Annotated in this window: 25 protein-coding genes; 16 read left to right on the forward strand and 9 right to left on the reverse strand. The window is 67.1% G+C overall.

What is annotated here, in order from left to right; genetic code table 11:
* Positions 1-118 precede the first annotated feature (118 nt).
* The 5 genes from DEM25_RS14720 (at position 119) to DEM25_RS14740 (ending at position 3937) form a co-directional block, all read left to right on the forward strand.
* A complete protein-coding gene (locus DEM25_RS14720) occupies positions 119-970 on the forward strand; it encodes an EAL domain-containing protein (RefSeq protein ID WP_109768195.1) in 852 nt (283 codons plus the stop codon).
* An 80-nt stretch (positions 971-1050) separates the two neighbouring features.
* Entirely contained in the window at positions 1051-1674 is a 624-nt protein-coding gene (locus DEM25_RS14725; RefSeq protein ID WP_109768196.1) for a glutathione S-transferase family protein, read from the forward strand.
* Positions 1675-1819: 145 nt separating this feature from the next.
* Positions 1820-2152 (forward strand): hypothetical protein, encoded by a 333-nt coding sequence (locus DEM25_RS14730; RefSeq protein ID WP_147393336.1) that lies wholly within the window; start codon positions 1820-1822, stop codon positions 2150-2152.
* A gap of 97 nt (positions 2153-2249) precedes the next feature.
* Complete coding sequence (locus DEM25_RS14735; protein WP_109768287.1) at positions 2250-3404, forward strand: PQQ-dependent sugar dehydrogenase; 1155 nt, start codon at positions 2250-2252, stop codon at positions 3402-3404.
* A gap of 26 nt (positions 3405-3430) precedes the next feature.
* Complete coding sequence (locus tag DEM25_RS14740) at positions 3431-3937, forward strand: DUF1499 domain-containing protein (protein ID WP_109768198.1); 507 nt, start codon at positions 3431-3433, stop codon at positions 3935-3937.
* Positions 3938-3979: 42 nt separating this feature from the next.
* Here DEM25_RS14740 and DEM25_RS14745 read toward each other — a convergent pair whose 3' ends face one another.
* Positions 3980-4564 carry an HD domain-containing protein gene (locus DEM25_RS14745; protein WP_109768199.1) on the reverse strand — a complete coding sequence of 195 codons (585 nt, stop codon included), beginning with the start codon at positions 4562-4564 and terminating at the stop codon, positions 3980-3982.
* The gene (locus tag DEM25_RS14750) at positions 4561-5643 is read right to left on the reverse strand and encodes a DUF1176 domain-containing protein (protein ID WP_109768200.1); all 1083 of its coding nucleotides are present in this window, start codon (positions 5641-5643) and stop codon (positions 4561-4563) included. Before DEM25_RS14750 ends, DEM25_RS14745 begins: the two co-directional genes overlap by 4 nt.
* A 184-nt stretch (positions 5644-5827) precedes the next feature.
* Here DEM25_RS14750 and DEM25_RS14755 point away from each other — a divergent pair, with 184 nt between their 5' ends.
* The 3 genes from DEM25_RS14755 to DEM25_RS17830 all read left to right on the forward strand — a co-directional run bounded on the left by DEM25_RS14755 (position 5828) and on the right by DEM25_RS17830 (position 7882).
* Complete coding sequence (locus DEM25_RS14755) at positions 5828-6739, forward strand: DMT family transporter (protein WP_109768288.1); 912 nt, start codon at positions 5828-5830, stop codon at positions 6737-6739.
* Between the two features lie 333 nt (positions 6740-7072).
* Positions 7073-7324, forward strand: a complete 252-nt coding sequence (locus DEM25_RS14760; protein ID WP_120222776.1) for a DUF1344 domain-containing protein — start codon at positions 7073-7075, stop codon at positions 7322-7324.
* A gap of 318 nt (positions 7325-7642) precedes the next feature.
* The gene (locus DEM25_RS17830; RefSeq protein WP_158585283.1) at positions 7643-7882 is read left to right on the forward strand and encodes a DUF1344 domain-containing protein; all 240 of its coding nucleotides are present in this window, start codon (positions 7643-7645) and stop codon (positions 7880-7882) included.
* A 52-nt stretch (positions 7883-7934) separates the two neighbouring features.
* Here the strand turns inward: DEM25_RS17830 and DEM25_RS14770 are convergent, their stop codons facing one another.
* Positions 7935-9149 (reverse strand): mandelate racemase/muconate lactonizing enzyme family protein, encoded by a 1215-nt coding sequence (locus DEM25_RS14770; protein ID WP_109768204.1) that lies wholly within the window; start codon positions 9147-9149, stop codon positions 7935-7937.
* 2 nt (positions 9150-9151) lie between these two features.
* Positions 9152-10243, reverse strand: a complete 1092-nt coding sequence (locus DEM25_RS14775) for a Zn-dependent alcohol dehydrogenase (protein WP_109768205.1) — start codon at positions 10241-10243, stop codon at positions 9152-9154.
* A gap of 162 nt (positions 10244-10405) precedes the next feature.
* Here DEM25_RS14775 and DEM25_RS14780 point away from each other — a divergent pair, with 162 nt between their 5' ends.
* A complete protein-coding gene (locus tag DEM25_RS14780) occupies positions 10406-10801 on the forward strand; it encodes an acyl-CoA thioesterase (RefSeq protein WP_109768289.1) in 396 nt (131 codons plus the stop codon).
* A 6-nt stretch (positions 10802-10807) separates the two neighbouring features.
* Here DEM25_RS14780 and DEM25_RS14785 read toward each other — a convergent pair whose 3' ends face one another.
* Entirely contained in the window at positions 10808-11593 is a 786-nt protein-coding gene (locus DEM25_RS14785) for an extensin-like domain-containing protein (protein ID WP_109768206.1), read from the reverse strand.
* A gap of 232 nt (positions 11594-11825) precedes the next feature.
* Here DEM25_RS14785 and DEM25_RS14790 point away from each other — a divergent pair, with 232 nt between their 5' ends.
* The 3 genes from DEM25_RS14790 to DEM25_RS14800 are packed head-to-tail and all read left to right on the forward strand — an operon-like array spanning position 11826 to position 14969.
* Positions 11826-13067 (forward strand): HlyD family efflux transporter periplasmic adaptor subunit, encoded by a 1242-nt coding sequence (locus DEM25_RS14790; protein WP_158585284.1) that lies wholly within the window; start codon positions 11826-11828, stop codon positions 13065-13067.
* Positions 13064-14239, forward strand: a complete 1176-nt coding sequence (locus tag DEM25_RS14795) for an FtsX-like permease family protein (protein ID WP_109768208.1) — start codon at positions 13064-13066, stop codon at positions 14237-14239. The genes DEM25_RS14790 and DEM25_RS14795 overlap by 4 nt, the downstream gene beginning before the upstream one ends.
* Before the next feature lies 1 nt (position 14240).
* Positions 14241-14969, forward strand: coding sequence for an ATP-binding cassette domain-containing protein (locus DEM25_RS14800; protein WP_109768209.1), 729 nt, complete (start codon positions 14241-14243; stop codon positions 14967-14969).
* A gap of 48 nt (positions 14970-15017) precedes the next feature.
* On the opposite strand, the gene DEM25_RS14805 is transcribed toward DEM25_RS14800, so the two are convergent.
* On the reverse strand, positions 15018-15617 hold the full coding sequence (locus DEM25_RS14805) for a hypothetical protein (RefSeq protein ID WP_120222777.1): 600 nt from the start codon (positions 15615-15617) through the stop codon (positions 15018-15020).
* A 171-nt stretch (positions 15618-15788) separates the two neighbouring features.
* Here DEM25_RS14805 and DEM25_RS14810 point away from each other — a divergent pair, with 171 nt between their 5' ends.
* From DEM25_RS14810 to DEM25_RS14825, 4 genes are all read left to right on the forward strand, one after another.
* Positions 15789-16148 carry a hypothetical protein gene (locus tag DEM25_RS14810; RefSeq protein WP_109768211.1) on the forward strand — a complete coding sequence of 120 codons (360 nt, stop codon included), beginning with the start codon at positions 15789-15791 and terminating at the stop codon, positions 16146-16148.
* 97 nt (positions 16149-16245) lie between these two features.
* Positions 16246-16602, forward strand: a complete 357-nt coding sequence (locus tag DEM25_RS14815; protein WP_109768212.1) for a hypothetical protein — start codon at positions 16246-16248, stop codon at positions 16600-16602.
* A 113-nt stretch (positions 16603-16715) separates the two neighbouring features.
* Complete coding sequence (locus DEM25_RS14820; protein WP_109768213.1) at positions 16716-17402, forward strand: zinc metallopeptidase; 687 nt, start codon at positions 16716-16718, stop codon at positions 17400-17402.
* Positions 17403-17541: 139 nt separating this feature from the next.
* Positions 17542-18321 (forward strand): protein NO VEIN domain-containing protein, encoded by a 780-nt coding sequence (locus tag DEM25_RS14825; protein ID WP_245412929.1) that lies wholly within the window; start codon positions 17542-17544, stop codon positions 18319-18321.
* A 36-nt stretch (positions 18322-18357) separates the two neighbouring features.
* Here the strand turns inward: DEM25_RS14825 and DEM25_RS14830 are convergent, their stop codons facing one another.
* The 3 genes from DEM25_RS14830 to DEM25_RS14840 form a co-directional block, all read right to left on the reverse strand.
* Complete coding sequence (locus tag DEM25_RS14830) at positions 18358-18507, reverse strand: entericidin domain-containing protein (protein ID WP_109768215.1); 150 nt, start codon at positions 18505-18507, stop codon at positions 18358-18360.
* 115 nt (positions 18508-18622) lie between these two features.
* The gene (locus DEM25_RS14835) at positions 18623-19432 is read right to left on the reverse strand and encodes a DUF1206 domain-containing protein (RefSeq protein WP_196780396.1); all 810 of its coding nucleotides are present in this window, start codon (positions 19430-19432) and stop codon (positions 18623-18625) included.
* Complete coding sequence (locus DEM25_RS14840) at positions 19429-20187, reverse strand: phosphatase PAP2 family protein (protein WP_109768217.1); 759 nt, start codon at positions 20185-20187, stop codon at positions 19429-19431. Before DEM25_RS14840 ends, DEM25_RS14835 begins: the two co-directional genes overlap by 4 nt.
* Positions 20188-20302: the final 115 nt, after the last annotated feature.

The raw sequence follows: 20302 nt of genomic DNA on the forward strand, positions 1-20302 counted from the left end.
CGCAAGCCGGTCGCGGCGACGATCGCGTTAACCATATCGGCCGATCGCGCAATACTCCGTTAACCACGTCCGTTAATAATGCTTACCTTGACATGATGGCGCCCCGGAGACGGCACTGATGACGACGAAACAGAACGACGGCACCGCCGGGGCACGCCGCACGGTTCGCAATGAAGACGGCACGCTCAACGCGGTCGACGGCATGGTGCTCGTCCGCTCGGCGTTCCAGCCCGTCTTCCGCTGCCACGGCGATCGCATCGTACCGGTCGCCTTCGAGGCGCTGGCCCGTCCGTTTCGCGGTGACACGCCGCTTCTGCCCGACAGCTATTTCAGCCAGATCGCGCCCGCCGACCTGCGCAGCGTCGAGGCGCTCATCCGCCACGTCCACGTCCAGAACGCCAGGTTCCTGCCGCACGGCGCAAGGCGCCTGTTCCTGAACTTCCATCCCGCCGCGATCGACGCGCCGGCCACCTTCGAGCCCGCGCTCGCGGCCCTCGGCGAGGATCTGCGTCAGGCGGACATCTCGCCGCGCGATCTGGTCTGTGAGTTCACCGAGCATGAAGCGACCGCGCCCGACGCGTTGCGCCATTTCGTTTATGCGCTGCGGGCCCGCGGCTTTCTGATCGCGGTCGACGATTTCGGCGCCGCCTTTTCCGATCCCGACCGCATCGCCCGGCTGACGCCCGACATCGTCAAGCTGGACGGCGCGCTCGCCCGCCGCCATCTGCACTCAGAGGACGGCTTCAATGAACTGTCGCGCATTGTCGATACGTTCCGCCGCCAGGGCATTCGCTGCGTCATCGAGGGCCTGGAGACGATGCGCCAGGTGGAGCTGGCCCGGCGCACCGGCGCGCATTTCCTGCAAGGGTTCGCACTGGCCCCGCCGCAGGCCGCGCCCGGCGACTTCACCGCGCTGATCGCCGCCAGCCGCGACGAACCGTACACCGGACGCATCGCCGCCTGGAACTGAGCGCGCCGGTTCAACGCGGTTGAACGCCGCTTCACCAAAACTGCTTTGACAGGGTCGCCGCCCGCGACTACGCAACGCGCATGCTGACTCTCTGGTCGATGCCCTCCTCCGGCAACTCCTACAAGGTGCGCCTGCTTCTGGCGCATCTGGGCCTGCCGTTCCGCCATGTGCCGGCCGAACAGGGCTCGGGCGTGACCACGAGCGCCGAATTCCGTGCGATCAACCCGGCCGGCAAGGTGCCGCTGCTGGTTCTGGAAGACGGCCGGACGATCCGCGAATCGAACGCCATCCTGCTTTATCTCGGCGACGGCACGCGCTTCGTGCCGGACGACCGCTACGCCCGCGCGCTCGTCCATCAATGGATGTTCTTCGAGCAATACAGCCACGAGCCGGCGATTGCCGTGCGCGCCGGCATCCTGACCTATGACGACCGCGCTCATCTGCGCACGCCGGACGTGCTCGACCCGCTTCTCGAAAAGGGCCATGCGGCGCTCGGCCTGATGGAGCGGCAACTGGAAGCCACGCCATTTCTTGCCGGGGACCCCCTGTCGGTCGCCGATATCTGCCTTTACGCCTACACCCATTCGGCCGGCGACAAGGGCGGGTTCGAGATGGAGCGTTTCCCGGCGGTCAACCGCTGGATCGAGCGGGTTGCGGCCGAACCGGGCCATGTGCCGCTGGAGTGGCTGCCGGACGCGGTCTGAGCGCAAAAACAGGCGTGTTGCCACGAAATCGCCGCACTTTTTCCCCGTGCGCGGCCCAATCCGATCCACATCGTGCCCCAAAGCGCAACTATCCGTGACCATAGCAGTTTCGGACAACGCCCCGCCGGGAGCACGGACCATGTTCATGGACTACACCGCACGGCGCGCCCAATGGCGCCAATCGAGCGCCAAGGCGTTCGCCGCGATCGCCGGCGTCTTTGCGTTCGCGACCGTGATCGCCCTGTTCGGCCTGTCGTCGGCGGCACACGCCGCCACCTACACCTCGTCGCTCGACGCAGCGGCGCTGGCGACCATGCTGGCCGCGCCGCAACTGACCCTGCCCGCCCCGCTCTTCGGCCGCGAGGCCTTGCTGGCCCTGATGAGCCTCGGCCTGGTCGGCATGAGCGCTGGCGCGTTCGCCTTCTGGCGCGGGCTCTCCGCCGATTGGCAGAACGCGCCGGTCCGCCGCACCCGCTGACGCAAGGCTGCCACGCACCCTTTTTCCGGGCTGCCGCCCTTGGTCCGGCAGGCATGCGGCCTACATGATCGGCAGAGCCTCAACGCCCGGAGAAATCATGCGCCCGAACCTCTTGTCCGCCGCCCTCCTCGCCGCCGCGACCGCGCTGACGGCCACTGCCGCCGCCGCGCAGGAACGCACCGCCACCACCGCCGACGGCATATCGCTTCGCACCGAAACCCTCGCAACCGGGCTTTCGAGCCCATGGGCTGTCGAGATCCTGCCCGACGGCGCGCTTCTGGTCACCGAACGGCCCGGCACGATGCGGATCGTCCGCGACGGCACGCTGTCGGCGCCGGTCTCCGGCCTGCCCGACATCGCCGCCGGGGGCCAGGGCGGGCTTCTCGATGTGGCGTTGGCGCCCGATTTCGCCGAAACGCGCGAGGTCTTCTTCACTTTCTCCGAACCCGGTCCGGGCGGTTCGGGCACGGCGCTGGCCAAAGGCGTCCTGACCGGCGAGACGACGGGCAACCCGGCGCTCGAGGGAACCGAGACGATCTTTTCGATGAACGTCAAATCCTCGGGCGGACGCCATTTCGGCTCGCGCACCGGTTTCTGGCCCGACGGCACGGTCTATGTGACGACCGGCGACCGCGGCGAACGGCCCCGCGCCCAGGTGATGGGCGATCATGCCGGCGCGGTGATCCGCATCAATCGCGACGGCACCATTCCCGCCGACAATCCGTTCGTCGGCCAGCCGGGCGCTGCGCCCGAACTCTGGTCCAAGGGCCATCGCAACATTCAGGGCGCCGACATCGATCCCGAGACCGGCCTTTTGTGGACGGTCGAACACGGCGCGCGCGGCGGCGATGAGATCAACCGGCCCGAAGCCGGGCTCAATTATGGCTGGCCGGAAATCTCCTATGGCCGCCACTATTCGGGCATGCGCATCGGCCAGGGCACCGCGGCGCCGGGCTTCGAGCAGCCGCTCCATTATTGGGACCCGTCGATCGCACCGTCGGGCCTCGCCGTCTATCGGGGCGAAATGTTTCCCGAATGGGAGGGCGACCTTCTGGTCGGCGCATTGCGGGCCCAGCTTCTGTCGCGGCTCGACCGCGACGAAAGCGGCGCGATCATCGGCGAGGAGCAGCTGTTCGAGGGTGATCTTGGGCGCATCCGCGACGTCGAGATCGCACCGGACGGCTCGCTGCTGGTGGCCATTGACGCCGATCCCGGCCGGATCGTAAGGATCGTGCGCGATCCCGCATCCTAATCACTCCCGATCCCGGACAATTTGCCATGAACTGGTTCGTCGGCCTTTTGCTGCTGATCGTCGCGCTCGCCATCGTGGCGACCGGCGCATTCCTCCTGATCGGTCGCGAGCAGACCTGGCAGATGGTCGCCGGCGATCCCGATCTGGGCCCGTTCGACCTGGCCGCGCCGCAGCGCGCCGGCCGGCCCAACGACGCGCTCCTGTGCTCGCCCGGCCTGTGCGACGGCGTCAAGACCGACGGCGAACTGCCGGTCTATGCCATGACGCCCGAGGCGTTGATCGCAGCGCTGGGCACCGCCATCGAGACGCAGCCCGAGCGCAAAGAGCGCGTCGATGACGGCGCCGACCCGCGCGCGCTGCGCTATGTCACCTGGACCGACACGATGCGCTTTCCCGACACCAACCAGTTCCTGGCCGTCGATCTCGGCGACGGCACCAGCGGCCTTGTCGCCTATGCCCGCGCGCAGGTCGGCTATTCCGATGCCGGCAACAACCGCGCACGCCTCACCCGCTGGACCGGCGCGATCGAGTGAGCGCTTTTCCCTGTCCCCACAAGCGGGGAGAGGGTTGACCTCCTACCCCGTCCACGCCTTGCGGCCGTCGGCCAGGGCCTCGGTCTCCGCATCGATCAGCGCCCGGATTTCGGCGAGCAGCGGATGGGCGTCGGTGCGCGCCTTGCCGTAGGCGAGATTGAACCGGTAATCGAAATCGGGCGCGTTGGCCCCTTGCGTGTGCTGCAGGATGGTCTCGAGCTTGTCGAACCCCTTGGCGAGCACCGCCTCGGGCGTCCCGGCGGCGGCATATTCGTCGTAGAGCGCGCGGAACTCGTCGCGCAGCGCGGCCGGCAGCACGGCCGTCAGCTTGTGGAAATCGGCCCGCTCGCGCGCATCGCGCCCATCGTCCGCATTCTGGTGGATCGCCGGCACATCGCCCTCATAGATCTCGCCCAGATCGTGAATGATGGCCAGCTTGAGCAGTTTGAGCCGGTCGATCTCCGCCGGCAGCAGATCGGCGAAGGAAAGGATCGTCACGCACAGCCGCCAGGAATGCTCGGCAACGCTCTCGGCGCGCCCCGATGCCGTGATGCCCGAGCGCAGCGTGTCCTTGATCCGCTCCACCTCGCGCACGAACGCCAGCCGCGCGCCGATGTCGCCTGTCACGACTTGTCGCCGGCCGCCGGCCAGACCCGCTCCCAGCTTTCCAGCGTCTCGTCGAAGACGCCGTCGCACTCGTCCTTGACGCGCATTTCGGCGAGCACGAAGCCATAGCCGAAGCCGACCTCGCCGACGTTCCAACTGGTGACGGTGCCGCAATCGCCGATGCCGCGTCCCTTGAAGAAGGATGTGACCTGCCGCGCCTCGGCGTCCCAGATCGCGTTCCAGGCGACCATCACCGCGCCGGGGCCGTCATCGGTCATCACCGGCAGCGGCAGCCTGTAATAGGTCCCGTCGATCTCGGTCCAGAAGGCGAACGGCGCGTTGTAGGCCCCGCCCGAGCCGCAGCGCAGGCCGACAAGCCGCACCTCGTCGTCGATATCGGCGGAAAAGCCGCCCAGCGGATCGGGCACGGTGCCGTCAAAATCGGCGCATGGCGCGCCTTCGCCCTCATAATAGCGGCGCAACCCGGCGGGCACGGCATCCATCGCCGCCATCTGGCCTTCGTCGGCCGGCGCCGGCACCGCGCCGATCGCAGCCAGCGCGTCCTCGCGGCCGACCCGGCCCTGCACCTCGTCCATGAAGATCGCCCCGGCGACGACGCCCGAAAGCGAATAGGGCGCGGTCGACTGGCCCGAGCGGGTGCGGAACGTCACCTGAAGCCGCTCGCCGGCCTTGGTGGCCCCGAACAGCGCGCGCACCTCGTCCTGGTTGGCATAGGAATATTCGGAGATCGCGGCGCGATAGGAAAAGGCGCCTGAAGGCACCGTCAGCACCTCGGCGCCGTCGATCGAAAAGCGCACGTCCGATCCGGCGGCCAGCGGCTCGCGCATCGTCATGTAAAGCGCGACCGGCGCATCGAATGCCGCGGCCCGGCGGAAGCCGACGGTGAACAGCGTGACGCGCGCATTGGTGATGAACAGGTCGCAACGCAGTGCATCGTTGCACGATACGTTGACGTCGCGGATGCGCTTGAACTGGCTGGCGTCCGCCGGCAGCGGCATGGCGGTTGCCAGAAGGCCGGCCAGGGCCATGCAAAGGCAGGCAAGAGCGCCGAACGGCGATCGGATGGGCTGCTGACGCAAGGGTGAACTCCCGTTCGTTTGTTCCTGGCCCTAACATAGGCTGCACGTCGGCCATGATAAGAGCCATTGACCGCGCAATCCCGTGATCGGCGGAAATGTGCCGCGCGCCCGGGGCGTTGGCAAGCTTGTCACGGTGACATGTTTGCCGCTTGCCCGGCCGGCGCCGCCGTGGCACGGGCGCACCATGCAGCGCGCGACCGCCAACGCCCTTTTGCTCGTCACCGGTGCCGTTTGGGGCATGGGCTTCGTCGCCCAGTCGACGGCGATGGACCCGATCGGGCCGGTCTTCTTCACCGGCGTGCGCTTCTTTGCCGCGGCGCTGGCTGTCGCGCCTCTGGCCTTGTGGGAGGCCCGGCGCGCAAGGGCCGCAGGCAGCCCGCCGCTGACACCGCGACAATGGGGCAGCTTCGGCGTTCTGGGCACATTGCTGTTTGCCTCGCTCGCCGCCCAGCAGATCGGCCTTCTGACGACGACGGTCACCAATTCGGGGTTTCTGACCGGCACCTATGTCGTGTTCGTGCCGGTGCTGGTCGTGCTGGCGCTGCGCGAGTTTCCCCATCCGGTGGTCTGGCCCGCCGCCGTGCTGACGCTCGGCGGCATCTGGCTCCTGTCGGGCGGCGCGCTGTCCGGGCTCACCGAGGGCGATCTGTGGACGCTTTTGTGCGCGGTCCTGTGGGCCTGCCACGTCATCGCTCTCGGCCGCTTCGTCAAGGGCGCGCCGCGCCCCTTCACGCTGGCCTTCACGCAATTTGCGGTCTGCGGCGTGATCGGCTGCACCATCGCACCGTTCATCGAGCCCGTATCGCTGGACCTGATCGTTGCCGCCGCGCCCGAGATCGCCTTTGCCGGCATCGTCTCGGGCGGTATCGCCTTCACCATCCAGGCCGTCGCCCAGCGCCACACCACCGCGCCCCAAGCGGCGATCTTCATGTCGACAGAAGCGCCCTTTGCGGCACTGTTCGGCGCGCTGTTCCTTGCCGAACGCATTCCGGCGATCGGCATTGTCGGCTGCGCGCTGATCTTCACGGCGATTCTCGCCGTCGAACTGGTGCCGATGCTCCGCCCGGCCCGCCGCTCGACCGTTCACGAACCCTGACAGCGATCAAATTCGCCTCCCGGCCAAAGGCGCGTTACCGCGCCCGCCACGGCGCGCCGCAAGGCCTGCCCCATTCGGTGCCCGCAGCGCTTTCGAAAAAAGACTGGCCGAACCGCCACTTGGATTGCGCCCGAACGCGATTGTGGCATGCGCCGGCCAATCATGGCCGAATTATGTCGTTGTTTTTGCTGACTTTTGGCAACCGAACGTGAATTGCGCCGCCACCGCCGGCTCGCCAGTTTCAGCCCGTCACCAGCGCCGGCACGCCGCGCAAACGGCACCTTCCCCGCCGGCGCCGGTGGCACCAACGGGAGACAGAAAGGGATACGATCCATGACCAACAAACTGACCGCAGCACTGGCAGGTGGCGCCCTGCTCGCCTCGACCATCTTCGCCATCGCCGGCGAGGGACAGGGCGTGATCGCCTCGATCGATCCGGAAACCCGGATGATCGTCCTGGAGGACGGTTCGAGCTGGCTCGCCGCCGACGAGGTCGAACTGGCGGGCCTTGCGCCCGGCGACACGATCAGCGTCGTCTACACCGACGGCACCACCACGCTGACCGAGGTCACCAAGGTCGAGTAAGGCCGGACGGGCCAAGGGACGGCTCCGGACGGGCGGCAAAAAGCCCGTCCGGAGCCGCGGCGACCGCGCCGGCGCGATGGGCTTGGCGCCACGCCGCGCCATCGCCGGAGAGCTGGCAGAACCGGTCCGCCACAATCGCCGGGCGGGATTCGGGGACGGCAAATTTCAATGAATGATTTCAGAGACTTGCGTCGTCGCATACGGCGTCGAATCCGCTTGCTCCGCCACATTTGCCCGCATACTGATTCATGGCCCGGCAGCGCTGACGGTTTGCGCCGCAGCCTCCTGAGACCGGGTGCACCAATGGAAGTCATGAACATGAAGAAACTCTTCATTGCCCTTGCGGCCGGTCTGGCCGCGACTGCCGGCGCCTTCGCCGCTCAGATGGAAGCCGTGATCCAGAGCGTCGATGCCGACAGCCGGCTCGTTGTCCTGGAGGACGATTCGGAACTGACCGTGGCCGAAGGCGTCGATCTGAGCGCGCTTGAAGAAGGCGCAGCGGTGATGATCACCGTCGATGATGCAACCAACGAGATCACCGAGATCGTCGTCCAGTAAGTCATGAGCGCGCGGCGGAGCATGCCTCCGCCGCGCCGTCCCTGAACGTCCGTCACGGGCGCACCGGTGCATCCTCCATCACCAGATGCAGGTCCGGCCCCTCATAGGGATGCGCGCGGGCGACATCCTCGTTCAGGGCCACGCCGAGGCCCGGCCCGGTCGGCACCAGCGTATCGCCATCCTCGAGCACCAGCGGCCTGTCGAGAAGATCGGCATGAAAGCCGGTCCAGTCCATGATCGCTTCGAGAATGAGGAAGTTCGGCAGCGTCGCGGCAAGCTGGATGTTGGCCGCCGCCGCGATCGGCCCGCAATAGCAGTGCGGCGCGACCAGCGCGTGATGTGTTTCGGCGATCGCCGCGATCTTCTTGGTCTCCAGAATGCCGCCCGAACGGCCGAGGTCGGGCTGGACGATCTGCGCGGCCCCGAGCGCCAGCAGCCGCGCGAACTCGTATTTGGTCGTCAGCCGCTCGCCGGTCGCGACGGGGATCGTGGTTTTCGCCGCAAACTGCGCCATCGCCTCGGGCATGTCGGGCGGCACGGGTTCCTCGAACCACAGCGGATCATAGGGTTCGATGGCTTTCGCCATGCGTGCCGCGCCCGAAGGCGTGAACTGGCCGTGCGTGCCGAACAAGATGTCCGCCCGCGCGCCGACCGCTTCGCGCACCGCGGCCACCATCGCCGCCGAGCGCTCTATGTCGGCCAGAAGCGGCTGGTGCGGATCGTGGATCGTATAGGGCCCGGCCGGGTCGAACTTGACCGCGGTGAAGCCGCGCTCGACCCATTGCAGCGCCGCCTCGGCGGCCATGTCGGGATCGTTGTAGACGTTCCGGCCGTCTGTCTCGGCCGGATAGATCGAGCCGGTGGCCGGGTAGAGATAGGTGTAGGAGCGCAGCCGGGTCTGCACCGCGCCGCCGATCAGCCGGTGCACGGGCTGGCCCGCATGCTTGCCTACAATGTCCCAGCAGGCCATCTCCAGCGCCGAGAAACAGCCCATCATCGAAACGTCCGGCCGCTGCGTGAAGCCGGACGAATAGCAGCGCCGGAACAGCGCCTCGATATTGTGCGGATCGCGGCCCAACAGATGCCGTTCGGCGGCGTCGGCGATCATCGCCGCCATGGTCTTGGGGCCGAAGGTCGCGCCATAGGCTTCGCCGTAGCCGACGACGCCGTCCGAATCGGTCAGCTTGACGAAGATGAAGTAGCGCCCGCCCGGCGTGCCCTCCGGCGTACCGACGATGAAGGTCTCGATGTCGGTGATCGTTGGCATGGTCAGAACACGATCACATTGCGCAGGCCCTGGCCAGCCCTGGTCGCCGCGATCGCCTCGTTGATCTGATCGAGCGTGTAGCGGGCGGTAACCAGCCAATCGAGTTGCAGCACCCCGTCGCCATAAAGCCCGGCCAGATGCGGCACGTCGCGGCACACGCAGGCCGAGCCCATTTTCGAGCCGAGGATGCGCTGGCCCCAGCTTGCCACATTGGAGGGGTTGTAGCCGATCGTGACATCGCTGTGGGGCATGCCGACGATCACCACAGTTCCCGCCTTGCCGACATAGCTGGCCGCGCTTTCAAGCGCGGCGGGCGCGCCCGAGGCGACGAACACGAAGTCGGCGCCGCGCCCGCCGGTCGCCGCCAGCACCTTGTCGACGGCATCCTCGTGGATCGGGTCGATGGTGGCCGTCGCGCCAAGCCGTTCTGCGGCATCGAGTTTCTCGCGCGACAGGTCGATGGCGATGATCGAGGCGGCACCGGCGATGCGCGCGCCCTGCACCGCGTTCAGCCCCACCCCGCCGCAGCCGATCACCGCCGCATGGGCGCCCCGGGGCATCTTCGCGGTATTGGTCACCGCGCCGACGCCGGTAATCGCACCGCAGGCAAGAAGGCTCGCCGACTCGAAGGGAATGGCCGGATCGACGCGCGCCAGCTGGCTTTTCTCGACGACGAGCTTTTCGGCGAACGCACCGGTGCGCAGGCCATGGCCGAGCGGTGCGCCCGATGCGTCGGTCAACGGCGAACGCCGGTCGAGATCGAAGACCGTCTCGCACAGATAGTCCCGGCCGGCGCTGCAATAATGGCAGGCGCCGCAGGCGCGGATCAGCGTGACGACCACCGTATCGCCCGGCCTGACATGGCTGACATTGTCGCCCACGGCCTCGACCAGACCCGCCGCCTCATGGCCGAGCACCAGAGGCAGATCGCCGCCCCAGCCCCCGTCGGCATAGGTGATGTCGGAATGGCAGATGGCGCACGCCTTGACGGCGACCAGCACCTCGTCCGGCCCCGGATCGGCGAGCGTGACATCTTCGATGCGCATCGGTTCGCCGAAGGCGCGGCAGACGGCGGCACGGATTGTCTGCGGCATGGCCTGTCCTCCCCCGGCATGGCATCAGGCCGCCATCTAAACGCGCCTCCGGCCGCGGAAAATTCTGCCGATGCGACATGCCGCGTCGGCTTTTTGAAAACCGGTGGCGGCAAGCGTGACAAAGCGGCGGCAATCGGCCAAAAGCCGGCAAGGGAGATTGCGATGAATGACACCGATCCGTCCGCGCCGGCGGGCACGCCGACGCTCAGGACGCTGGCCATGCCGGGCGATGCCAATGCGGCGGGCGACATTTTCGGCGGCTGGGTGATGGCGCAGATGGATCTGGCCGCCGGCATCGCCGCCGCCGAACGCGCGCGCGGGCGCGTGGTCACCGCGGCCGTCAACGAGATGGCGTTCCGCAGCCCGGTGCGGATCGGCGACACGCTGTCGATCCACGCCCGCGTGGAAAGCGTCCGGCGCACCTCCATGGTGCTCTATATCGAGGCTTGGGCGCAGCGCTATCTGAGCGAGGACACCGAGCGCGTCACCTTTGCGCGCTTCACCATGGTCGCGCTCGACGGCAGCGGAAAGCCGACCGCCATCCCGCCCGAGACCTGATCGCGATCAGTCGCAGTGGCGATAGCCGGTGCGGCGCTGGCGCAAATCGAAATGGAAATGATCGGCATGGTCGGCATCGCTGCCCGGCCCGAGCACCGTCGAGAACTCGTCGCACGCGCCAGCCCGCGCCGCATGCAGGAAGCCGCGTGCCCGCATCGCGAAAAGGCTCTGCCGCGACACGTCGATCACATGGCCGTTCTTCAGCGTGAACGAGCCGATATCGAGCGCATTGCCCCTGGAATGCTCGGACCAGCGGCTGGTCCCGCGTATCCGCCGGCACGAATAGGACGACATGTTGTTCACTTCGGCGATGCCGGTCAGATAGCGCTTGCGCGCGGCAGGGCCCACATCCTTTTGCAGCCATTCGGCGGCGGCCAGCGCCGTCTGGCAGTTCAACGTCGCCGCCGGCTTGAGCGTGACCCCGCGCGCCAGCGTCGATACGCGCACCGGATGGTCGATGCCGCAGGCGGCCGAATCGCGGATCGGCGCCAGATCGGTGAATTCGACGCCGCGCCGCCTGAGCGCGGCCCGGCACTGGCGTTCGCTCGCCGACATCACGCCGCCGCGCCCGCCGAGCCCGAGGCCGGGAAAGCCCATCCGCGGCAGCGAGAAGACCGAGCGCGTCGGCGAGGGATCGACGGCGGTCGGCGGCGCTTTCGACCCGCCGCCCATGAAGCCCCAGTCGAGAAAGCTGCACGACGCCAAAGCCAGGCCGCCGGCAACCACGGCCGCCAGCCGCACGCCGGTGCGCCAAGGCGCCGATCCGCCAATCGGTTCGTGTTTGTCGCTCATCGCACCACTCCGTCCTCGGACGTCCGCTCCCGCAGCGAGGCTACGCCGGCAAGGTGAACGGGCCGTTCGGAGAAGTGGTTAAGCGCCGGTAAACGGACGCGACGGCCAACATGACCCAGATTTAACGTGCCCGGCCTTGTGAGCCGTGGTACCGGGTCGTACAAATCGGCGGCACGGGCGAATGCCTCGCGGCACATCCCCGGCCGCCAGGATCGAAGTCAAGACGAGACCGATGGCCGACACCGACACGAAAAAGCCGGCGGACGCCCCGGCAGGCGAAATCATTCTGCCGCTCGAAGTGATCGACCGGGCGCCGGACGCGGACAGGAAACGGCCCCGACGCCGCTTCCGCCCCATTTTCCTTTTGCCGCTCGTCCTGCTGCTGATCCCGACGGGTGGCGTTCTGGGCATGTATTTCCAGCCGACCGGCCTGCAGCGCTTCTTCCAGACCTTCGGCCTGACGCCCGGCGGCGGCACCGAAACGCCGATCGCGATCGCGGTCGAGCGCCCGCCCGAAGGTGACGCGGCAGCGCCGGTGCCGATGGTCGTCGGGCTTGGCCGGCTGGTACCGCAGACCGACATCCGCACGCTGGCGCCGCCGTTCGGCGCCGGCGATGCGCGCATTGCCGAACTCAATGTGCGCGAAGGCGACCAGGTGGCGAGCGGCGACGTTCTGGCCGTGCTCGACAATCGCGGCGCGCTCGAACAGGCGGTCGCCACCGCCCGCGCCAATGTCGAGGTGCGCACGGCGACGCTCGCCCAGACCCGGCGCAACACCGAAAGCGCAGCCGCCGAAGCCGAGGCGGGCCTGCAAAAGGCGCAGGCCGCGCTGACCAATGCGCAGGCCGAGTTCGACCGCTACCAGACCCTGTTCGAACGCGGCATCGTCACGCGCGCAGCGCTCGACCAGCGCCGGTCTACACTCGATCAGGCGACACAGGAGGTCGAGCGCGCGGCCGCCACGGCAAGCCGCTACGAGCGCAACGGCACCGACGATCAGGTTGATGTCACCGTCGCCAAGCGCAATCTGGACGCCGCGCTGGCCGATCTCGAGCGCGCCCGCGCCGATCTCGAAAAGGCGTTCATCCGCGCGCCCGCCGACGGCACGGTCATCGCCATCCATGTGCGCGAGGGCGAAAAGCCGGGCACGTCGGGCGTGCTCGATCTGGGCGACATTTCCGCCATGACGGCAGAGGTCGAGATCTACCAGTCCGACATCCGCCGCGTCAGCCTTGGTCAAAGCGTCATCGTGACCGCCGACGCGTTCGAAGGCGAACTGACCGGCACGGTCGCCGACATCGGCCTCGAAGTCGGCCGCCAGACCATCGTCGGCGACGATCCGGCGGCGAACACCGATGCGCGCGTCATCACCGTCAATGTCGATCTCGACGAGGAATCCTCGCAGATCGCCGCCCGCTTCATCAATCTTGAAGTGCTGGCGCGCATCGAAACGGACGCGCGGGCCACGCCATGACCGCTCTTCTGGGCGCGCTCATCGGCCGTCTGCCGATCGGCTGGCTGCAGCTGATCCACTCCAGAACGCGCCTTGCGGCGGCGATGGCGGGCGTCGCCTTCGCCAACATATTGGTGCTGGTCCAGCTCGGCATCATGGGCTCGCTCAACAATTCGATCCTGATCTCCTACGGGCTTTTGAACGCCGACATCATGATCTCGGCCGAAAACGCCAACACGCTGACCGAAGGCGACAATGTCGCCCGCCAGCGCATGTTCCAGGCGCTCGGCGTGCCCGGCGTCCAGAGCGCCATGCCGTTCTATGTCGCGACCGCCGACTGGGAGCGCGCCGACGGGACTTCGACGGCGTTCGTCACCTTCGGCATCGACCCCGAAAAGGGCGACTATCTCGATGCCGGGCTTGCGCCCTTCGCCCCGCGCCTCAGGCTGCGCGACAGCGCCGTGGTCGACCGCCTCGCCCGCAACATGGATGCCTCGGCGCTCGAAACGCTGGGGCCGGACGATCCGCTGCGGTTCGAGGTGCGCGGCGTGACCCTGAGTGCCATCGACAGCTTCGCCGCGGGCGGCGGATTTGCCGGCGACGGCTACATGCTGGTCTCCGACCAGACCTTCCACCGCATCTTCCCGAACCGCTCCACCGGCGCGCCCGACCACATCCTGATCAAGATCGCCCCGGACGCCGACCCCGGTGTCGTGCTCGCCGCGCTTCAGGCGCAATTCGACGGCACCGGCCTGCGCGTGCGCAGCTTCGCGGACGCCGCGCTCGAGGATCAGGATTACCAGACCACCGAACGCCCGACCGGCCTCATCTTCGGCTTCGGCGTCGTCATCGGCGTGCTCGTCGGCATCGTCATCGTCTACCAGATCCTGTCGACCGACGTGGCGGACCATCTGGCCGAATATGCCACCTTCAAGGCGATGGGATACGGCCAGTCCATGTTCCTGGGAATCGTGCTGGAGCAGGCGGTGATCCTCGGCATTCTGGGCTTCGTGCCCGGCATCGCCGTCTCCTGGCTGCTTTACGAAATGCTTGGCGCGATGACCGGCCTGCCGGTCGAACTGACCTTTGCGACCACCGCCGCCGTGTTCGTCGGGACCATCATCGCCTGTCTGGTCTCGGGCGCCATCGCCACGCGCCGCCTGGCGGCCGCGGATCCGGCGGACCTTTTCTGAGATGAATGCGCCGGCCAGAAATCCCGCCCTGCCCGCCGTTGCCGAAGTGCCGGCGATCCGCGTTGCCGGGCTGAACCACTGGTTCGGCGAGGGCGAAGCGCGCAAGCAGGCCCTGTTCGACGTCGACCTGACGGTGCGCCCTGGCAGCCTGACCGTGCTGATGGGGCCGTCCGGCTCGGGCAAGACGACGGTGCTGACGCTGATGGGCTGCCTGCGCGAGGTGCAGGACGGCTCGGTCGAACTTCTGGGTCATGAACTGAACGGCGCACGCGAGGCCGATCTCGTGCTCTATCGCCGCCGGCTGGGCTTCATCTTCCAGGCCCACAATCTGCATGGCAGCCTGACGGCGCGGCAGAACGTCATGATGGGGCTGCAGGTGCACGGCCACAGGGACGAAGCCACCCAGCGCAAGGCTGCCGCGCACATTCTGGGCGCGCTGGGCCTGGGCGACCGGCTCGACTATCTGCCCGGCAATCTGTCGGGCGGCCAGAAACAGCGCGTCGCCGTCGCCCGTGCGCTTGTCGGCAATCCGGCGGTCGTCTTCGCCGACGAGCCGACCGCCGCGCTCGACAAGGAAAGCGGCATGACCGTGGTGCGGATGCTCAAGGAACTGGGCCGCCAGCGCGGCACGACCACCATGATGGTCACCCATGACAACCGCATCCTGGAACTGGCCGACAGGATCGTGACCATGGAAGACGGCCGCACTGTCAAAGACACGGCGCCCTGAGAAGGGGCACCGTGTCTTCGCGCGCATCGATTGACTGGAGGGGTGCGCTTATTCCGCGTAGGCGGCGAAATCCTCGGTCACCGGCTCCTGCGTGGCCAGGACCGCCATCGTCATCGTCAGGCCGACCTCGGCACCGTCGAATTGGACTGCATCTACCGGCACATAGACCGGGTGGGCCAGCGCGGTTCCCGGCGCGGGCGTGATGATCACCTCGTCGATCGAACCGTCGGGATTGACGAAAGCGTCGCTGACATAGCCGGCGACCACGCCATCGGCGGTCACCGCGTTCAGGCCCATCCACGCATCGTTCAGCGGGTGGCCGTCATGGGCGTCATGGTTTTCGAGGCCGCGCTGCCCGGCGAACGGGTCCGCGAAGCGCTCGGGCGCCGGCTCGGCATAGGCAAGGACGGCCGGCTCGCCACTGTCCAGCGCATCCAGATCGCCCGCCTGGGCCGTCACGGTTCCGGCGACCAGCCAGATGAGGGCGGCGACGGCGGCCAGTTGGGCGGCGAGGACTGCGATGGCGTCGCGGCGGCGCGGTGCCCGCCGCGCCTGCATGGCCAGTTCCGTCAGGGGCGTCGTCTGCGAAACGGGCGAACCCGAAATGTGCGAGCCATTGTACATCATGTGCTTTCCGGAAGTCATCATGTCTTCCGCCTCCTTGCGATCACCCTATCGCCGCTGCCGGCGCGGGCTTGTGCGCTTGGTCACACCGCATGCGGTGGTGCAGGAAGAAGTCGCCAACGGCCCGAAAGTTCCATATCGTGGTCGACATTGGGGCGCGCGCGACATCTCATTGCGACACAAGGAACCAGTCAAATGCTTCTTCGGACAACGGTTTTCGCCGCCATCATGGCGGGTACGGCATCGCTCGCCCTCGCCCAGGGCACCGGCTCGGAAGGCTATTTCGAGGTCTACAACAACACCGGCGGCAACGTCGTCGTCGGCTTTTACACCAATGACGGATCCGGCTGGAGCGACAACTGGCTGCAGGATGCCGTCGACCCCGGCCAAAGCGCCACGGCAAGGTTCACCGCCGACACCGGTCCGTGCGACCAGGTTTTCCAGGTCGGCTGGCTTGGCACCGACGGGGGCGAGGTGCTCGACGAGCCGATCAGCATCGACATTTGCGCGGCGAGCAATATCTATCTGGACGACAACGAAATCTATTATGACTGACGGCACCAGTGCGGCAAGGCGCCTGCACGCTGCGCCGCATTGATCGCCCGCCCTTTGCCGATTAACGTCGGAAGCACGAGACAAACCGGAATTGACCATGCTTGCCAGAACCGGCCGGACGGCCATCCTGATCGCCGCACTCGCGCTGCCCGCGGGCTGCAACGCCGTTTCCGATCTCAATCCGTTCGATCGCGGGTCGACCGAACCGCTGCCGCCCGTCCAGGGCAATGTGATCGCCACCTCGTCGAGCCGCACGCTGGCAACCCGCATCGGCACCACCAACCCCGCCGCTCTGCCCGGCGATCCCGCCGCGCCGACGATCACCGGTCAGGCCGGCACGAGCGTCGAGGAATGCCGGCAGATCAACCAAACGCCGGGCGCGCCCGGAGCGCCGCCCCTGCCCGACGGCGCCGAGCCGGAAAACTGCGTGCGCGGCACCATCTCGACCAACTGACCGGTTCGGCGCGTTCGGGTCCGCCGATCGTTGCCCCGCGCCGCGCGCTCCCCATATGAAGGGCGAACGGCGGCAATGACGCGCGCCGGAAGTCTTCGGGAGATCGCGCGCAGGTGGCGCTTTTGGGCATCATCGCACTGGTCCTGATCGGCGCCGTGGTCGTGCTGCCGCAACTGTGGGTGCGGCGGACGATGCAGCGCCACGGCACGCCGCGCCCCGATTTTCCCGGTACCGGCGGCGAACTGGCAGAGCATCTGATCGCGCACTACCGTCTCGACGGCGTCGGCGTCGAGCAGACCGCCAAGGGCGATCATTACGATCCCGCCGCGCGCGTGGTGCGCCTGTCGCCCGAAACCCATGGCACCCCGTCCCTGACGGCGGTCGCCATCGCCGCCCACGAGGTCGGCCATGCGCTGCAGCACCATCGCGGCGAGCGCGGCCTGAAGCTGCGTCAGACGCTGGTGCGCATCGCCGGCGTCACCGACTTGTTCGCCGGCCTGTTCTTCATCGCCGCTCCGGTGCTGGCCGTCATCGCCCGCACCCCCGGCGCGTTTCTGGCGCTGGCCGCCACCGGCATCGCCCTTCTGGCGATCCGCGTCCTGGTCCATCTGGTCACGCTGCCGGTCGAATATGACGCCAGCTTCGGCAAGGCGCTGCCGATCCTCAAGGAAGGCGGCTATCTGCAAGACGGCGATCTGGCCGGCGCCCGCTCGGTGCTCAAGGCCGCCGCCTTCACCTATGTCGCCGCCGCGCTGATGGGCCTTGTCGACCTTGCGCGGTGGGTGAGGATGTTGCGGTAGGTGGGCAGAGGCGTTTGACAATTTCGACGTGCAATGTCTGTCATGGACCAACAGCGAATGCCGTTCTCATCTGATCACTGTAAACTGGAAAATGTCGAACAACGGAACAGACTGGACCGACGATGAGGTGGAAGCTTGCGTGGCTGCATACTTCGAGCATCTTGCGTTGGACGTGAGCGGTGAGCGCTTCAACAAGGCGCATCTCTACAGGGAATTGACCAGTTTGATCCCGCGCACCGAAAAAGCCATCGAGTTCAAATTCCAGAATATCTCAGCCGTTCTCGATCAGATGGGTGTCGAGTGGATTCGCGGTTTGGCACCGCGCAATAACTTCCAACGTGCTTTGGCAGATGCCGTTGATAGAAGGCTGCCGCATTTTCTAGCGCTGGATTTGTCGCAGCCCGAAACCGGCATGAGCGACCCAGCCGGACTCTACATTGAGCCGGCGCCCGAACGAGCCACCAAACCTAACCCTCTCCCAACATACATAGAACGATTAATCCGAAAGTTCGATCCCATCGAGCGCGACCAGAAGAATCGAGCATTGGGAGAAGCCGGGGAAGAACTGATACTTCATTTCGAGCGGCATTCCCTTGAAGGGCACCAACGAGACGATCTTGCACGGAAAGTGCGCTGGGTTTCAAAGGAGGACGGTGACGGCGCCGGATATGACATCCTGAGCTTCGAACCCGACGGGCGGGAGAAGTTCGTGGAAGTGAAAACCACTGCTGGCAGCAGCCGAACACCGTTCTTCATCAGCCGCAACGAAACGGAGTTCTCTCGTGAAAGCGGCGATCGCTTTCGGCTCATGCGCCTGTACGATTTTCGGCGCGACCCAAGAGCGTTCGAAATGGCCGGCTCGATCGACAAACATGTTCGACTAACGGCCGAGCACTACCGGGCCGACTTTGAAGCGTAGGCCATATTTGCGGTGAAATGCTGCGCTTTCAGCGCGTCAGTTCACCGCGCCGGCGACATTGCCGGCGGCCTGCTGGGTGGCGTTGACGGCGTTGGCTGTGTCCTGGCCGACGCCGCGGATCGTGTTGGCGCAGCCGGCAAGGGCAACGAGGATTGCGGCAACCGTCACAAGTCTGATGGGGTTCATGGGTTGGCTCCTGCTGTTCGGGACACATGGTGATGCACAATGCCGCCGGGGTCCAGATATTCCGGCGGGCCGGCAGCCGCGGCGCACGGTGCCGTGACGCCCGCGATGACGCCGATCACGCATCCTGCCAGTTGATGCGCCGCCACCGCGCCTCGATCAGCGAATAGAGCGCAAAGGCAATCAGGCCCAGCCCCATCGCCGTCAGAAGAAGCGGCCCCGCCGGCAGCCCCGCGATGAAGGCCAGCGCATCGGACAGGCCGGGCGGGTCGTCCGCGCCGCCGCCGGCGGTCAGGAACCTGTAGAAGGTAAGCAGGGCTAGAATGACGAACACGCCGCCGCGCGCGCACAGCCCGGTGATGGAGATCGGATGGATCCACGCCATCGCCTCCTCGCTGGCCTGGAAGTGGTCGGCATATTTGCGTTTGATCGCCTTGACGAAATGGGCGATCGCCACCGCCAGGAAGACGAGACACAGGATCAGCGCGACCCAACGGTCCGCGACGAAGCTTTCCAGCCACCTCGCCGCACCGCCCCCGCTGCCGCCCGAACTGCCCGCATTGCCGAACACGCCGAGCAGGGAGAGCGTATACTGGCCGAGCGCGCCATAGGTGACGGCACTGGCGAGCAAACCGGCTCGAACGCCAAGGCCCTTGATGCTGGTGCCATGGTCGTCGGTGTCGAAGATCGCCTGGACAAGCCGCCATGCCACATAGCCTGCAAGACCGATCACCAGAAGCCACAGGATGAACGTGCCGAACGGCTGCTCGCGCAAGGTCCGCACCGCATCGCGCGTCGCCGATCCCCCTTCTCCGACGCCCGCGCCGATGACGATCAGAACACCGATGACAAGGTAAACGACGCCCCGCGCGCCATACCCGAACCGGGCCAGATATTCGATCCAATGTCCGTGTTGCCTGAGCGTCACCGGCCCGCCTCCTCTGGCTGAAGGGATATTGGTGCGGCCTCGCCGGGCCGGAGAAGATCGGCCATCAGCCAGCACAGCACGGCCCATGCGGCGCCCAGGCACCAGCCGGCCAGCACGTCGGACGGCCAGTGGACGCCGAGATAGACACGGCTGATGCCGACAATGAGCGACAAAGCGAGCCCGGTGGCGACGATATAGACCCGGAAGGCGGGACGTTCGACGGCGCGCAGAAGGGCCAGTGCCAGGGCCAGATAGGCAACCATGCTCACGGTCGCGTGGGCACTGGGAAAGGACGACGTCATCGTGCGGTCGAGATGGTCGACGAGATCGGGCCGGGCCCTGTCGAATGCGGCTTTTGCCAGTTGCGCGACGGCGGTGCCCGATGTCAGCGTCAGGGCGAAGAACAGCGCGGCCGCGCCCTGCCCCACGGCGGCGAGGCCGACGGCCAGCACCACGGCCAGCGTGACGAGGAATGTGTAGCCGCCCAGCACGGTGTAGTCGAACATGATGTCCTCGAACCATGGCGGGCCCCACGGGTCGGCCAGATCGGCGGGCGAGCGCAGCGCCCGGACGATGGCCTCGTCGAAAGCGGCGGTCCAACCCTGGCTCACCGCCACCGCGACCAGCACAAAGACGGTCATGCATCCGATGATGACGACAACGGCCCACCATCGCCCCCCGCGCGGACCGCTTGCCGCCCGTGCGGCGGGCGTGTTGGCAGGGCTGGATTGCAGCAGAAGGTCAGGCGAGGACATGGTCCGTCCGTGAATGGCGGTGGCAGCCGGGTCGCCGGCCTTCGCGCCGCCCGTCCTGCCGATGGTTGTCGACTGTGTTGGCGGTCAACGCCGACATGGCCGCGATGGTTCCCGC

The sequence above is a fragment of the Oceaniradius stylonematis genome, assembly GCF_003149475.2.
GTDB classification, from domain to species: Bacteria; Pseudomonadota; Alphaproteobacteria; order Rhizobiales; family Rhizobiaceae; genus Roseitalea; species Roseitalea stylonematis.

What these genes read in the sequence shown, in the direction of transcription:
- DEM25_RS14720 (WP_109768195.1), top strand. Translation starts at nt 119, where the DNA reads ATGACGACGAAACAGAACGACGGCACCGCCGGGGCACGCCGCACGGTT.
- DEM25_RS14725 (WP_109768196.1), top strand. Translation starts at nt 1,051, where the DNA reads ATGCTGACTCTCTGGTCGATGCCCTCCTCCGGCAACTCCTACAAGGTG.
- DEM25_RS14730 (WP_147393336.1), top strand. Translation starts at nt 1,820, where the DNA reads ATGGACTACACCGCACGGCGCGCCCAATGGCGCCAATCGAGCGCCAAG.
- DEM25_RS14735 (WP_109768287.1), top strand. Translation starts at nt 2,250, where the DNA reads ATGCGCCCGAACCTCTTGTCCGCCGCCCTCCTCGCCGCCGCGACCGCG.
- DEM25_RS14740 (WP_109768198.1), top strand. Translation starts at nt 3,431, where the DNA reads ATGAACTGGTTCGTCGGCCTTTTGCTGCTGATCGTCGCGCTCGCCATC.
- DEM25_RS14755 (WP_109768288.1), top strand. Translation starts at nt 5,828, where the DNA reads ATGCAGCGCGCGACCGCCAACGCCCTTTTGCTCGTCACCGGTGCCGTT.
- DEM25_RS14760 (WP_120222776.1), top strand. Translation starts at nt 7,073, where the DNA reads ATGACCAACAAACTGACCGCAGCACTGGCAGGTGGCGCCCTGCTCGCC.
- DEM25_RS17830 (WP_158585283.1), top strand. Translation starts at nt 7,643, where the DNA reads ATGAAGAAACTCTTCATTGCCCTTGCGGCCGGTCTGGCCGCGACTGCC.
- DEM25_RS14770 (WP_109768204.1), bottom strand. Translation starts at nt 9,149, where the DNA reads ATGCCAACGATCACCGACATCGAGACCTTCATCGTCGGTACGCCGGAG.
- DEM25_RS14775 (WP_109768205.1), bottom strand. Translation starts at nt 10,243, where the DNA reads ATGCCGCAGACAATCCGTGCCGCCGTCTGCCGCGCCTTCGGCGAACCG.
- DEM25_RS14780 (WP_109768289.1), top strand. Translation starts at nt 10,406, where the DNA reads ATGAATGACACCGATCCGTCCGCGCCGGCGGGCACGCCGACGCTCAGG.
- DEM25_RS14785 (WP_109768206.1), bottom strand. Translation starts at nt 11,593, where the DNA reads ATGAGCGACAAACACGAACCGATTGGCGGATCGGCGCCTTGGCGCACC.
- DEM25_RS14790 (WP_158585284.1), top strand. Translation starts at nt 11,826, where the DNA reads ATGGCCGACACCGACACGAAAAAGCCGGCGGACGCCCCGGCAGGCGAA.
- DEM25_RS14795 (WP_109768208.1), top strand. Translation starts at nt 13,064, where the DNA reads ATGACCGCTCTTCTGGGCGCGCTCATCGGCCGTCTGCCGATCGGCTGG.
- DEM25_RS14800 (WP_109768209.1), top strand. Translation starts at nt 14,241, where the DNA reads ATGAATGCGCCGGCCAGAAATCCCGCCCTGCCCGCCGTTGCCGAAGTG.
- DEM25_RS14805 (WP_120222777.1), bottom strand. Translation starts at nt 15,617, where the DNA reads ATGATGACTTCCGGAAAGCACATGATGTACAATGGCTCGCACATTTCG.
- DEM25_RS14810 (WP_109768211.1), top strand. Translation starts at nt 15,789, where the DNA reads ATGCTTCTTCGGACAACGGTTTTCGCCGCCATCATGGCGGGTACGGCA.
- DEM25_RS14815 (WP_109768212.1), top strand. Translation starts at nt 16,246, where the DNA reads ATGCTTGCCAGAACCGGCCGGACGGCCATCCTGATCGCCGCACTCGCG.
- DEM25_RS14830 (WP_109768215.1), bottom strand. Translation starts at nt 18,507, where the DNA reads ATGAACCCCATCAGACTTGTGACGGTTGCCGCAATCCTCGTTGCCCTT.
- DEM25_RS14840 (WP_109768217.1), bottom strand. Translation starts at nt 20,187, where the DNA reads ATGTCCTCGCCTGACCTTCTGCTGCAATCCAGCCCTGCCAACACGCCC.